At 68.2% G+C, this 12,822-nt stretch carries 11 protein-coding genes; 2 read left to right on the top strand and 9 right to left on the bottom strand.

The features are described 5' to 3' along the window. Window positions 1-26: 26 nt before the first annotated feature. A complete protein-coding gene (locus O8I58_RS17520) occupies window positions 27-1,298 on the bottom strand; it encodes an MFS transporter (protein WP_298318940.1) in 1,272 nt (423 codons plus the stop codon). A gap of 116 nt (window positions 1,299-1,414) precedes the next feature. After that, entirely contained in the window at window positions 1,415-2,803 is a 1,389-nt protein-coding gene (locus tag O8I58_RS17515; RefSeq protein ID WP_298318938.1) for an aminotransferase-like domain-containing protein, read from the bottom strand. Between the two features lie 114 nt (window positions 2,804-2,917). Between O8I58_RS17515 and O8I58_RS17510 the strand changes: the two genes are divergently transcribed. Continuing rightward, window positions 2,918-3,781 (top strand): DMT family transporter, encoded by an 864-nt coding sequence (locus tag O8I58_RS17510; RefSeq protein WP_298318936.1) that lies wholly within the window; start codon window positions 2,918-2,920, stop codon window positions 3,779-3,781. Window positions 3,782-3,799: 18 nt separating this feature from the next. On the opposite strand, the gene rlmKL is transcribed toward O8I58_RS17510, so the two are convergent. From rlmKL to O8I58_RS17495, 3 genes are all read right to left on the bottom strand, one after another. Then, window positions 3,800-5,941, bottom strand: coding sequence for a bifunctional 23S rRNA (guanine(2069)-N(7))-methyltransferase RlmK/23S rRNA (guanine(2445)-N(2))-methyltransferase RlmL (gene rlmKL, locus O8I58_RS17505; RefSeq protein WP_298318934.1), 2,142 nt, complete (start codon window positions 5,939-5,941; stop codon window positions 3,800-3,802). An 82-nt stretch (window positions 5,942-6,023) separates the two neighbouring features. Next, a complete protein-coding gene (locus O8I58_RS17500) occupies window positions 6,024-6,551 on the bottom strand; it encodes an alpha/beta hydrolase (protein WP_298318931.1) in 528 nt (175 codons plus the stop codon). Then, window positions 6,548-7,039 carry an MOSC domain-containing protein gene (locus O8I58_RS17495; protein WP_298318928.1) on the bottom strand — a complete coding sequence of 164 codons (492 nt, stop codon included), beginning with the start codon at window positions 7,037-7,039 and terminating at the stop codon, window positions 6,548-6,550. The genes O8I58_RS17500 and O8I58_RS17495 overlap by 4 nt, the downstream gene beginning before the upstream one ends. Window positions 7,040-7,131: 92 nt before the next feature. Between O8I58_RS17495 and O8I58_RS17490 the strand changes: the two genes are divergently transcribed. Then, a complete protein-coding gene (locus O8I58_RS17490; protein ID WP_298318926.1) occupies window positions 7,132-7,695 on the top strand; it encodes an N-acetylmuramoyl-L-alanine amidase in 564 nt (187 codons plus the stop codon). A 745-nt stretch (window positions 7,696-8,440) separates the two neighbouring features. Here O8I58_RS17490 and hflX read toward each other — a convergent pair. The 4 genes from hflX to O8I58_RS17470 form a co-directional block, all read right to left on the bottom strand. After that, window positions 8,441-9,799 carry a ribosome rescue GTPase HflX gene (gene hflX, locus O8I58_RS17485; protein WP_298323151.1) on the bottom strand — a complete coding sequence of 453 codons (1,359 nt, stop codon included), beginning with the start codon at window positions 9,797-9,799 and terminating at the stop codon, window positions 8,441-8,443. Window positions 9,800-9,938: 139 nt separating this feature from the next. Next, complete coding sequence (hfq, locus tag O8I58_RS17480; RefSeq protein WP_298318923.1) at window positions 9,939-10,226, bottom strand: RNA chaperone Hfq; 288 nt, start codon at window positions 10,224-10,226, stop codon at window positions 9,939-9,941. A gap of 134 nt (window positions 10,227-10,360) precedes the next feature. Beyond that, complete coding sequence (miaA, locus tag O8I58_RS17475; RefSeq protein ID WP_298318920.1) at window positions 10,361-11,314, bottom strand: tRNA (adenosine(37)-N6)-dimethylallyltransferase MiaA; 954 nt, start codon at window positions 11,312-11,314, stop codon at window positions 10,361-10,363. Between the two features lie 49 nt (window positions 11,315-11,363). Beyond that, complete coding sequence (locus tag O8I58_RS17470) at window positions 11,364-12,815, bottom strand: bifunctional 2-methylcitrate dehydratase/aconitate hydratase (protein WP_298318917.1); 1,452 nt, start codon at window positions 12,813-12,815, stop codon at window positions 11,364-11,366. Window positions 12,816-12,822: the final 7 nt, after the last annotated feature.

The following is a 12,822-nucleotide window of genomic DNA, read 5'->3' as shown; positions in this document are numbered from 1 at the left end:
TCCGGCCGCCCGTATGCGCGGGCCGGTTATTCGACCGCCGGGCGCTTCCACAGCCAGAGCGCCAGGCCCACGTTGACCAGCGCCACGATGGCAACGTAATGCGCCGGCGCCATCGCCCCCACCCGCTCGGCCATGAAACTGATCAGCGGCGGCGTCGTCGCACCGGCGATTGCATAAGCCAGGTTGTAGGACAGGGCCAGGCCGGTGTAACGCACCGTGGCCGGGAAGGAAGCGGTCATCACGGCCGGCGTCACGCCCGCCACACCCGCGGTGAAACCGGCCAGCGCATATAGCGGCAGGAAGTGCCTGCCGCCGTTGGCCAGGTCGAAATACAGCAGGTACACCCCGACCAGCAGCGACAGCGAGGCCACCAGCAAGGCCGGCGCGCGGCCGATGCGGTCGCTCAGGATTCCGGTCCACACGCAACCGATCACCAGGCAGACCGCGGCCAGCACGTTGCCTTCGCTGGCCAGTGCCGGTGCGATGCCGAACGAGGACTGGATCAACGCCGGCGTCATCAGGATGATCACCACGATCCCGGCGGTCAGCACCCAGGTCACGCACATCGACACCAGCACCCCGCCGCGGTAATCGCGCAGCACGTCCTTGATCGGCAGCTGCGACAGCGCGCGCCGCTCGCGGATCTGGGCGAAGACCGGCGTTTCATCCAGCCAACGCCGCAGCCACACCGAGATGAAACCGAACACGCCACCGATCAGGAACGGAATGCGCCAGGCGTGGTCGACCAGCTCGGCCGGGGTGAAGACGTGCGCCATCGCCGAGGCCATCAGCGAACCCATCAACGTGCCGACGTTGATGCCGGCCGACAGGCTGGCCACGGCGAAACCGATCTTCTTCGGCGGTGCATGCTCGGCCACGAACACCCAGGCGCCCGGCATCTCGCCACCGATCGCCAGGCCCTGCAACAGGCGCAGGCACAACAGCAGCAGCGGCGCCAGCACACCGACGTGCGCGTAGGTCGGCAGCAGGCCGATGCACAGCGTCGGCAGCGCCATCAGGAACACGCTGAAGGCGAACATGCGCTTGCGCCCGATGCGGTCGCCGAAGTGCGCCATCACCACCCCGCCGATCGGCCGCACCAGGTAGCCGGCGGCGAAGATGCCATAGGTCTGCACCTGGGCCAGCCAGCCCGGCATGTCCGGCGGGAAGAACAGCACGGCCAGGGTCTTGGCGAAGAACACGAAGACCACGAAGTCGTAGAACTCCAGCGCGCCGCCCAGCGCCGACAGGCCCAGGACCTTGGCATCGTTGCGGGTGGGAAGGATGGCGCTGGACATGGCGTGGCCGGCTCAGGAAAACGGCCGGACACCATAGCGGCCCGGCCGTCTTCAGGCACGAGCGCAGTGATGCGCTCGCCGGACACTGTTTTCCGCCGTGGCGCGAGCGCGCCGCGTCATCGCTGCGCGGACAGCGCTTCGCCCAGCACCTCGAAGATCCGCGGCGATCCGCACTGGGCCACGTTGAAGCGCAGGAACTGTCCCGCCCGCTGCGCCGGGCTGAAGGCATTGCCCGGCGCCAGCACCACGCCACGCGCCAGGCAGTGCTGCGCCAGCGGCGTGGCCTGCACGCCATCGGGCAGCCGGCACCAGACGAACATGCCGGCCGTGGGCACGTGCCAGGGCATGATTCCCAGCGGCGCCAGCCGGTCGATCACCCGGCGCATCTCGACCGCCAGCCGCGTGCGCAGCGCTTCGACATGGCGTCGATAGCCGCCATCGGTGAGCACCGCCAGCAGCACCTCCGACGCCAGGCGCCCGCCGCCGAAGCTGGTGGCGATACGCAGGTCGGCCAGGTCGTCGATCCAGTCCGCGCGCGCGGCGATGTAGCCGCAGCGCGCCGAGGCCGACAGCGTCTTGGAAAAGCTGCCCACGTGGATAACCCGCGACAGGCCATCGAACGCCGCCAGCCGCGACGCCGGCATGGTTTCGAAGTCGGCAAAGATGTCGTCTTCCACGATCAGCATGTCCGCCTGCTCGGCCAGCTTGAGCACCTGGTGCGCGACCCGCGGCGAGAGCGTGGCGCCAGTCGGGTTGTGCAGCCCGGAATTGGTGATGTACAGCCGCGGCGCATGCGTGCGCAGCACTTCGGCAAACGCCTCGACGTCCGGCCCCTCCGGCGTGTAGGGCACGCCGACCACCTGCACGCGGTGTGCGCGCAGCAGCGCGTGGAAGTTGAAATAGCAGGGGTCGTCGACCAGCACCGTGTCGCCGGGCGACAGCAGGAAGCGGCAGACCAGGTCGACCGCCTGGGTGCCGGATTCGACCAGCAGCACCTGCTCGGGCTGCGCGGCGATCCCGGCCCCGGCCAGGCGCCGCGCCAGCAGCATGCGCAGGGCCGGCAAACCCAGCGGGCTGCCGTAATCGCACAGCGCCTCGGCCGGGCCGCGCGCGATCTGGCGCAGCGCGCGCCGCATGCTGGCCTCGGGCATCCATGTCGGTGGCAGCCAGCCGCAGCCGGGCTTGAGCACCTCGGGATCGGCTTCCAGCGACTGCCGCGACAGCCATAGCGGGTCGACCTCGCGGTCCAGCCGCGGCGCCAGCGCGGACAGGGCCAGCGGCGCGACCGCGCCTTTCACGTAGAACCCCGATCCTGCCCGCGGCTCCAACAGGCCCTCGGCCGCCAGCCGCTCGTAGGCCTCGACCACGGTGGACACCGACACCTCCAGCGTGCGCGCCTGCTGGCGCACCGACGGCAGCCGCGCACCGGGCGGATGCGCCCGCGAGGCGATGCCCTGCCGGACCGCCTCGATCACCTTCCGTATCCGGATTGCTTCGCGTGCCATGCCAACCGTACTGGTCAAAAAGGAGAACAGTTCCAGCGAATCGTACTGGATTGTGTCTGGGCCACGCAGGCCAGCGCTGGCCTACTGGGTGCCCCTTCAAACACCAACGAGACGATGGACAACGCGACACGCGGCTGGATCAACGGCGGTATCGGCGTGGCGATCTTTGCCGGCTCGCTGCCGGCGACCCGGGTCGCGGTGAGCGGCTTCAGCCCGGTGTTCCTGACCTGCGCGCGCGCTAGCATCGCCGCCGCGCTGGCCCTGGCCCTGCTCACACTGCTGCGGCAAGCGCGTCCGCAGCCCCGGCAGATCGCCAGCCTGGCAGTGGTGGCATTGGGCGTGGTGGTCGGCTTTCCGCTGCTGACGGCCCTGGCCCTGCAGCACGTGACCTCCGCCCACTCGACCGTCTTCGTCGGCGTGCTGCCGCTGTGCACGGCGATCTTCGGCGTACTGCGCGGCGGCGACCGGCCACGGCCGGGGTTCTGGATGTTTTCGCTGCTCGGCAGCGCGTTGGTGATCGGTTACGCGGCGATGGGCGGACTGCAGGCGTCACTGCAGGGCGACCTGCTGATGCTGGCCGCGGTGCTGGTCTGCGGCCTGGGCTATGCCGAAGGCGCACGCCTGTCACGCCAGCTGGGCGGCTGGCAGGTCATCAGCTGGGCACTGGCCCTGGCCTTGCCGCTGATGCTGCCGATCGCCTGGCTGACCCGGCCGTCCAGTTTCGCGCCGGTCCCGCTGCCGGCCTGGGCAGGACTGGCGTACGTGTCGCTTTTCAGCATGCTGATCGGCTTCATCTTCTGGTATCGCGGCCTGGCCCAGGGCGGCATCGCCGCGGTCGGGCAGATCCAGCTGCTGCAGCCGTTCCTGGGCCTGGCGCTGGCCGCCGGGCTGCTGCACGAACCGGTCAGCGCCAGCATGCTCTGGGTCATGGCTGGCGCGGTGGCCTGCGTGGCCGGCGCACGCAGGTTTGCGCGCTGACCGGCAGGCCTGCGTGGATCAGGCCCGGGTCAGGCGCCAGGCGCGGTGGATGCGCGCATTGCGTTCGAAATCCGGGCCGATGGTCTGGGCGCTGATGTCCTCGCATGCGGCGAACTCGGCCACACCTTCGGCATCCAGCTTGAAACGCCGGAAGTTGTTGGAGAAATACAGCACCCCGCCCTGCGACAACCGCGCGATGCAGGCGCGCAGCAGGCGCACGTGGTCACGCTGGATGTCGAAGTCGTCGGCGCGCGCCGAGTTGGAGAACGTCGGCGGGTCGCAGAAGATCAGGTCGTACTGGCCGCGATCGGCTTCCAGCCAGGCCATCGTGTCGGCCTGCACCAGCTGGTGCTGCTGGCCGCGCAGGCCGTTTTCCTGCAGGTTGTCCTGGCACCACTGCAGATAGGTGCCGGACAGGTCGACGCTGGTGGTGCTGACCGCGCCGGCTACCGCCGCTTCCACGCTGGCCACGCCGGTATAGCTGAAAAGATTGAGGAAGCGCCGGCCGCGCGCCTGCGCCGCCATCTGCCCGCGCAGCGGACGATGATCCAGGAACAGGCCGGTATCCAGGTAATCGAACAGGTTCACGCGCAGGCGTGCGCCGTGTTCGCGCACCACGATCACCTCGCTGCCCGCGCCCAGGCGGCCGTACTTGCTGCCGCCCTTGCCGCGCGCGCGCGACTTGATGGCGACCTGTTCGTGCGGCACCGCGAACACGCTACGCACGGCCGCCAGCAGCTCGTTGAAGCGACGCAGCGTATCGGCTTCGGGGATGCTGCTTGGGGCGGCGTATTCCTGCACGTGCAGGAAGGTGCGGCGCGCGCCTTCGGCCTCCTCGTAGACATCGACGGCGGCGGCGTATTCGGGCAGGTCCGCGTCGTAGACGCGATAGCAGGCCACGTCCTCGCGCTGGCGCCAGCTCTTGAACTTCTTGATGTTCTTGCGCAGGCGGTTGGCCACCATCTGCGCGCCTTCGTTCAACTCCGCCGGCGCATCTGGCACCACGCGCTGCGGCGGCGCGATCGGATCGACGAAGATCAGCGCGCACTCGATCGCGCCGTTGAACAGCTGGTATTTCTTCTGCGCACGCAGGCCGGTGGCCATGGCCAGGTCGGCGTTGCCGCACAACAGACTGGCACGCCAATCCGGCACGGCGCCGCGCAGGCCATCGCCCAGCGCGCGGTACAGCGCGGCATCGGCAGCCAGGCGCTCGTCATATGGCGGATTGCACACCACCACGCCGCGGCGGACTGCCGGCACCGGCAGCTTGGCGACATCGCAGACCTGCAGCGTGATGGCGTGCTCGACGCCGGCGTCGCGCGCGCTTTCGCGGGCAGCCTCGATGGCACGCGGGTCGATATCGCTGCCGAAGGCGACCTGCGCCGGCAGCGCGGCACGGCCCTTGGCTTCGCGTTCGCGTGCCTGTTCGCGCAGGGTCTCCCACTGTGCAGCATCGAAACCCAGCCAACGGGTCGGCGGCAGGCTGCCATGGCGCTGCAGGCCCGGCGCCACGTCGGCGGCCATCAGCACGCCTTCGATCAGCAGCGTGCCGCTGCCGCACATCGGGTCCAGCAGGCCGCCGCCACCGGCGTAGGACTGGGTCCAGCCGGCACGCATCAGCACCGCGGCGGCCAGGTTTTCCTTCAGCGGCGCGTCGTTGCGCACCCGGCGCCAGCCACGGCGATGCAGCGGCCCGCCACCCAGGTCGATCGAGATCGTCGCCCGGCCCTTGCGCAGCGAGAAGTTGATCCGCACGTCCGGGTCGTCCACGTCCACCGACGGGCGCTCGAAGCCCTCGGTGCGCAGGTGGTCGACCACCGCGTCCTTGACCCGCTGCGCGGCAAAGCGCGCGTGGGTGATGACCTCGCCGGACACGTGCGCGTCCACCGCCAGGGTGTGTTCGGACTTCAAATGCTGGGTCCACGGCAGCGCGTAGACGCCGTCGTACAACGCATCCTGGTCCAGGCATTCGAACTCGCCGATCGGCCACAGCACCCGGCTGGCCAGGCGCGACCACAGCACGAAGCGCTGCGCGTCGTGCAGGCTGCCTTCGACATTCACACCAGAGACGGTGGCCGTGGCTTTGGCGGCGCCCAGCGCCAGCAGCTCATCGACCAGCAGATACTCCAGGCCCTTGGCGCAGGAAACGTAGAACTTCACTTTGAGACCTCAAACAATGCGTCGCCCCCGCGGGTGCGGCAGCGTGATGACAGCGCGCGGCGCAGGAAGCGCCGCGTTGGAATTACAACGAAGCCAGCAGCTGCGCGAACGCCTGTGCGGCGGCATCCACGTGGTTGGACAGGCGATGGTCGTCATCGACCAGCAGCAGTCGCGCGCGACGCGCCTGGGCCCAGTCGACCACGTTCTTGGCCGGGATCAGTTCGTCGTCCCAACCGTGGATGATCGACACCGGCACCTGCGCGGCATCCAGCACCGGCAGCGGCCCCAGTACCGTGGGCGGCGCCATCAGGAACAACCCGTGCACCGGCACCAGCAGCGAGACCTGGGCCGAGGTGTAGGCGCCCAGGCTGGAGCCGACCAGCACCAGCGGGCCTTTCTTGGCCGCGGCCGAAGCCAGCGTGCGCAGGCGCACCAGGCGTGCGCCGACATCGCCAAGCTGGCCGGCCTCGGTCATGGCATCCAGATCGGTGAAATCCGGGCGCTCGTGGGTCCAGCCGGCGGCCTCGGCCACGTCGGCCAGGGCGGTGACCTTGGTCGCCTCGGGCCCGCTTTCAAAACCGTGCGACAGGATGACGTGGCCGCGGATCACAGCGGCACCACCGCGTCGCCGACGGCAAAACTGCCGCCTTCGATGATCCGCGCGCACAGGCCGCCGTGGCCGCGCATGGCGTTGTAGCCGCCGGTGCCCAGAGCGTCCTCCATGCGTGAACACGGATCGCAGGGCTCGGTCCCTTCCAGCACCACGTCACCGATGCGGAAGCGACGCTCCTTCAGTGCGATCAGCGGGATCCCGGACACCACGATGTTCCGGCGCAGGGTAGCGGCTTCGACCGCATCCAGCCCGGCCAGCATGGCGATCACCGGCAGGTGTTCGGCCTGGATCAGGGTCAGGCCACGCTTGCCGCTACCGCCCTTGTAACGATCGCCTTCCAGGCCCGCACCGGCATTGGCCTGGACGCGCTCGACCGGCGTCATGGGCACATCGCGCGCCGGGCGCACGCCGATCCACGCCACCGCACCGGCACGCGGCAAGGTGGCCATCAGCTTGGCCAGCGGGGAGTCGGGATTGAGGGGCATGGGCAGCGCACGGGAGCATCGGCGCGGTACGCCGGGTCGCGCAGTTTAGCGCGAGCCCGCCCGGCGCCCGGTGCGCGTGTAGCATTCGGGCCATGTCGCCCGCCCTGCCGATCACCCTCGCCCCCTTGCCCTACGTGGGCCTGCTCGACACCCGCCCACTGGACCAGATCGACCTGGTGGTCATCCACTGCACCGAGCTTCCGGACCTGGCGACGGCCCGGGAATTCGGCGAAACCGTCCGCTACACCTCCGGCACCGGCAACAGCGGCCACTGGTACATCGACCGCGACGGCAGCACCCAGGAATGGGTGCCGCCAGAACGCGTCGCCCACCATGTACGCGGCTACAACGCCCGCAGCGTGGGCATCGAGCTGGTCAATATCGGCCGGTATCCGCACTGGCTACATGCCGGGCACCAGGCGATGGAGGTGCCTTACCCCGATGCACAGATCACCGCGCTGGTGGCGCTGCTGCAGGGATTGAAGACGCAGCTGCCGGCACTGCGCTTCATCGCCGGGCATGAGGATCTGGATATGGACCAGGTGGCTGCCGAGGATGATCCTGCGGCGCTTGTGGCCCGCAAGCGGGATCCGGGGCCGTTGTTTCCGTGGGAGGTGGTGCTGGCGCAGGTGGGGTTGGAGCGGTTGGTTCCCTGAGCTGACTTGGCGTCTTGGCACCTTGTCTTGCTCCACTGATCGCCGTCGTCGCCATCGCGATTTTCTGGTCGTTTTAAAGCAAAGCTTTCGCGCGGCTTCGCCGCACGAGCCACTTTTGTCTTGGCAAAAGTGGCCAAAACCGCCAGCGCCTGACACTCGCCGCCGCGTTGCGGCGGTGCCCTGTGCTCCTCGCCGGAAACGGCACGGCGCGGGAACTCGCTACGCTCAAACACCCGCGCCTCTTCGGCCGTTTCCGCCTGCGGTGCTCGGCTCGCTTTGAAGGCGCTGAAGACCAAGAACAGAGCAACAGCAACAGCCAAAGCAGAGGCCAAAACCAAAACAGCCGAGCAAAGCCCTGCTCTAGATGTGCAAATTTCTATGAGCAATCAGCGAAGCGAATCTGGCTTCACCGTTCCTTGCCTTTGCCTTTACTCGCGCTCTCAATCTCTCCGTGAGGCATGGCGAAGGGGCGAGGACAGACCCGCAGGGCGATGTGCATGGATGCACATCGTTTTTGGAAGGGACATGGATGTCCCTTCCAAAAATCCCTCGGCCTGTAGCGAACCTGCGAAGCAGGCGTGCCGCCCGGAGTGTGTTTCTTTGCCTAGCTTTCTTTGCACAAGCAAAGAAAGTAGGTCGTGGCACGAAGTGCCGCGAAAGCTCTTGCTTCAGAGAAGAATGCGGACTTTTTGCAAACGCACAGCACGCAATCAAGGCAGAGAGAGCGAAGAAGAGAGCGAAAGGCTTACGCCTCCCAATGCTCCACTTCCACCGCTGGCAGCAACGCCCGCAATGCTTCCCCGCCCGGCTGTGACAGCAGCTTTTCCGCATCGGTGCGGGCCATGTCCAGGGTCAGGCGCCAGCCGGCTTCGTCGTGGTCTTCGCCACGCACGGCTTCCAGATCGTGCAGGCGCGCGCGCAGGCGGCCGGCGGTCGGCGGCAGGACCACCTCGCCACGGATGCGCTGCAGGCCCAGGCGCTGGGCCAGCGCGTCCTGGACCAAGTCCAGGCCAACGCCGTCGCGCGCGGAAATCCACACCCGCTCGCGCGCCAGGCCCAGCGTGCCGGGCTCGGTCTCGGTGTCCAGATCGCCTTCAGGCGCGTCGTGGCGCGGTTGGGCACCCTCGATGCGGTCGATTTTGTTGAACACCAGCAACTGCGGGATGTCGCCGGCGTCGATCTCATTCAACACCAGGTCCACCTGGGCCATGCGTTCCTCGCGCAGCGGGTCGGCGGCATCGACCACATGCAGCAGCAGGTCGGCCTCGCGCGCTTCGGACAGGGTCGAACGGAACGCGGCTACCAGCTCATGCGGCAGATCGCGCACGAACCCCACCGTATCGGCGAGCACCACGCTGCCGCCGGACAAATTCACCCGGCGCACGGTGGGGTCCAGCGTGGCGAACAACTGGTCGGCCGCGTAGGCCTGCGCGCCGGTGATGGCGTTGAACAGGGTCGACTTGCCGGCATTGGTATAGCCAACCAGCGCCACGCGCGGCAGCTCGCTGCGGACGCGCGCCCGGCGCATCTGGGTGTGCTGCACCTCGACCTTTTCCAGCCGCTTCTGCAGCTGGTCCACCCGCTTCTGCAGCAGCCGGCGGTCGGTTTCCAGCTGGGTTTCACCCGGGCCGCGCAGGCCGATGGAACCGCCGCGCTGGCGTTCAAGGTGAGTCCAGCCACGGACCAGGCGCGTGGCCATGTGGCGCAGCTGGGCCAGTTCGACCTGGAGCTTGCCTTCGTGGCTGCGGGCGCGCTGGGCGAAGATGTCCAGGATCAGCCCGGTGCGGTCCAGCACGCGGCGCTCCAGGGCCTTCTCCAGGTTGCGCTCTTGCCCCGGGGTCAGGGCGTGGTTGACCAGGATCAGGTCGGCGCCGGTGGCATCGGCCGCGGCCTTGACCTCTTCCAGCTTGCCACTGCCGATGAAGGTCGACGGGCTGGGCTTGTCGGTGCGGGCCGTGACCAGCGCGGCAATGGTCGCGCCGGCCGAGCGGGCCAGTTCGGTGAACTCCTCGGCGGCATCCTCATCGCCGGCCACGGCGGCGGTGCCCCCGCGGACAGGCTGGATCAGCAGGGCGTGCTCACCCTTGCGGGAACGTTCAAACAGCTCGGTCGGCATTTTTCACGGCATCGGCGGATATCCGCACCAGCATGGTGACGGACAGGTCCCGGTTCAACCGTTTACGCGGAAACCGCCGACGCACGGCAGGCCGAGAGGCCCCGGCCATGCCGGCGCCCCTGCTCGCTTATTCGTCGTCTTCGACGTCGTCAGGATCGACTTCGGCGCCATCGGCACCGGGCTGGACATAGCCGCCACCTGGCCCCACGCGCACGTTGCGTGCCGGCACCACAGTGGAAATGGCATGTTTGTAAACCATCTGGCTGACCGTATTGCGCAGCAGGACCACGAACTGGTCGAACGATTCGATCGTGCCCTGCAGCTTGATGCCGTTGACCAGATAGACCGACACCGGCACCCGCTCGCGCCGCAACGCGTTGAGGAACGGATCCTGCAGGGATTGCCCCTTGGACATGCGAAAAACTCCCGCCCATTCTTTGATGGGACTGTTCTTGTAATGGGCCGGCGCAGCGATTGCTTCCCCGAACCGCGACCGGTTAACGGATATTACACAAGCAGGACGGATTGACCAGCCACGTCGTCGCGGTTTCAGCGCCCCAGGAACAGCGACAGCGCGTCTTCAAGCCTTTCGCGCTGCGTGGCCGGGTCGAACCAGCGCAGGTCGTGCCGCGCCCGCAGCCAGGTCAGCTGGCGCTTGGCCAGCTGGCGGGTCGCGGCAATGGCGCGTTCGCGGAACGTGGCCGCGTCACCCTCGCCCTCCAGGAACTGCCAGGCCTGGCGGTAGCCGACCGCGCGCACCGCCGGCAGGTCCAGCGGCGCGGGTGCAGCCTGCATCTGGGGAAGCCCTCGCAGGGCACGTACTTCATCGAGGAAACCCTGCGCCAGCATCGCGTCGAAGCGACGTTCGATCCGGCCATGCAGCACCGTGCGGTCGGCCGGCGCCAATACCAATTTGAGCATCCGCACCGGCAACCGCGCGCCGGCAGGATCGCGCTGCCAGGCGCTGATCGGGCGGCCGCTCAGGCGGAACACTTCCAGCGCCCGCTGGATGCGCTGCGGATCGGTCGGCTTGATCCTGGCCGCGGCCAGCGGATCGACTTGCGCGAGATCGGCATGCAGCGCCGGCCAGCCACGCACAGCCGCATCGGCGGTGATGACCGCGCGCAGGCCGGGACTGGCTTCGGGCATGTCGGCCAGGCCGTCGGTCAGCGCCTGGAAATACAGGCCGGTGCCGCCGGCCAGGATCGGGATGCGTCCGCGCGCGACGATCTGTTCGACCGCCGTCCGTGCATCCTGGGCGAACTCGGCCGCCGAGTAGGTCTGCCACGGATCGCGCACGTCGATCAGATGGTGCGGCACCAGGGCCAGCTCATCGCGCGAGGGCTTGGCTGCACCGATGTCCAGGTGCCGGTAGACCAGCGCCGAATCGATGCTGACGATCTCCCCGCCCAGGCGCTGCGCCCATTCCAGCGCCAGTGCGGACTTGCCTGAAGCAGTAGGGCCCAGCAGGGCGATGGCGGGCGGCAACAGCAGGTTCGGCATCGGCACAGTGTGACCGGCGGCAGCGCACGCGCCAATCCACCCGGGCCGCTCAGGGCACGTAGAGGTCGACGTAGTCGTGCACCGGCATGGCCTCCAGCGCAGCCTGGTCCAGCGACACCTGCAGGATCTTCTGCTGCCGCGCTTCATCGAACCGGCGAGCCAGGTTGGTCTTGAACTTGTCCAACAGCAGCGGCAGGCCTTCGTCACGCCGACGTCTGTGGCCAATCGGGTATTCGACCGCCACCTCATGCAACGCACTGCCATCGTTGAACACCACGACCAGTGCACTGGGAATACTGCGCTTGTCCGGGTCGTGGTAATCGGCGGTGTAATGCGGATCTTCCGCGCAGGTGATCTTTTCGCGGAGCGCGTCGATGCGCGGATCGGCGGCGATCGCGTCTTCGTAATCAGCCGCAGTCAAGCGGCCGAAGATCAGCGCCACCGCGACCATGTACTGGACACAGTGGTCGCGGTCGGCCGGATTGGCCAGCGGCCCCTGCTTGTCGATGATGCGGATGCAGGCCTGGTGCGTACGGATGGCGATATGGGCGATGTCCTCCATCGGCCGGCCCAGCGCCCGCAGTTGCGCGTGCAGGGTCATGGCCGCTTCGACCGCGGTCTGGCCGTGGAATTCGGCCGGATAGCTGATCTTGAACAGCACGTTCTCCATCACATAGCTGCCGTAGGGGCGCTGGAAGCGGAACGGCTGCCCCTTGAACAGCACGTCGTAGAAGCCCCAGGTCTTGGCAGTCAGCACCGACGGATAGCCCATCTCGCCCGTGGCGGCCATCAGCGCCAGGCGCACCGCGCGGCTGGTGGCATCGCCGGCGGCCCAGCTCTTGCGGCTGCCGGTGTTGGGCGCGTGCCGGTAGGTGCGCAGGCTCTGCCCGTCCACCCAGGCCAGCGACACCGCATTGCACATCTGCTGCCGGTCCAGGCCCAGCAGCTGGCCCACCACCGCAGTCGAGGCCACCTTGACCAGCACCACGTGGTCCAGGCCGACCTTGTTGAAGGAATTTTCCAGCGCGATGCAGCCCTGGATCTCGTGTGCCTTGATCATCGCCGTCAGCACCGCGCGCATGCTCAGCGGCGCGCGGCTTTCGGCCACGGCCGTGCGACTGAGCCAGTCGGCCGTGGCCAGGATGCCGCCCAGGTTGTCGGAGGGATGGCCCCACTCGGCCGCCAGCCAGGTGTCGTTGAAGTCCAGCCAGCGGATCATCGCGCCGATGTCGAAGGCCGCCTTGACCGGGTCCAGCTGGAAGCCAGTCCCGGGCACCTTGGCACCGTTCGCCACCACCGTGCCGGGGACCAATGGCCCCAGCAGCCTGGTGCAGGCCGGGTATTCCAGCGCCTCCAAGCCACAGCCCAGCGTGTCGATCAGGCAGTGCCGCGCGGTCTCGAAGGCCAGCGTGGAGGTGATCCGGTATTCCAGGACGTAGTCGACGATGTCGACCAGCACCTGGTCCGGTGCCGGACGGGCATTGGAAACCTGCTGTGACATACGCAGC

The sequence above is a fragment of the Pseudoxanthomonas sp. genome (genome assembly GCF_027498035.1).
Classification (GTDB): Bacteria; Pseudomonadota; Gammaproteobacteria; order Xanthomonadales; family Xanthomonadaceae; genus Pseudoxanthomonas_A.
Note: the sequence above shows the minus strand (reverse complement) of the source record. Positions and strands in the feature narration are given on the sequence as shown.

Excerpts from the sequence above, each read along its gene's own strand:
- O8I58_RS17515 (WP_298318938.1), bottom strand. The coding sequence starts at position 2,803 with ATGGCACGCGAAGCAATCCGGATACGGAAGGTGATCGAGGCGGTCCGG.
- O8I58_RS17495 (WP_298318928.1), bottom strand. The coding sequence starts at position 7,039 with ATGCCCCTCAATCCCGACTCCCCGCTGGCCAAGCTGATGGCCACCTTG.
- miaA (WP_298318920.1), bottom strand. The coding sequence starts at position 11,314 with ATGCCGAACCTGCTGTTGCCGCCCGCCATCGCCCTGCTGGGCCCTACT.
- O8I58_RS17510 (WP_298318936.1), top strand. The coding sequence starts at position 2,918 with ATGGACAACGCGACACGCGGCTGGATCAACGGCGGTATCGGCGTGGCG.
- O8I58_RS17520 (WP_298318940.1), bottom strand. The coding sequence starts at position 1,298 with ATGTCCAGCGCCATCCTTCCCACCCGCAACGATGCCAAGGTCCTGGGC.
- O8I58_RS17490 (WP_298318926.1), top strand. The coding sequence starts at position 7,132 with ATGTCGCCCGCCCTGCCGATCACCCTCGCCCCCTTGCCCTACGTGGGC.
- hfq (WP_298318923.1), bottom strand. The coding sequence starts at position 10,226 with ATGTCCAAGGGGCAATCCCTGCAGGATCCGTTCCTCAACGCGTTGCGG.
- O8I58_RS17470 (WP_298318917.1), bottom strand. The coding sequence starts at position 12,815 with ATGTCACAGCAGGTTTCCAATGCCCGTCCGGCACCGGACCAGGTGCTG.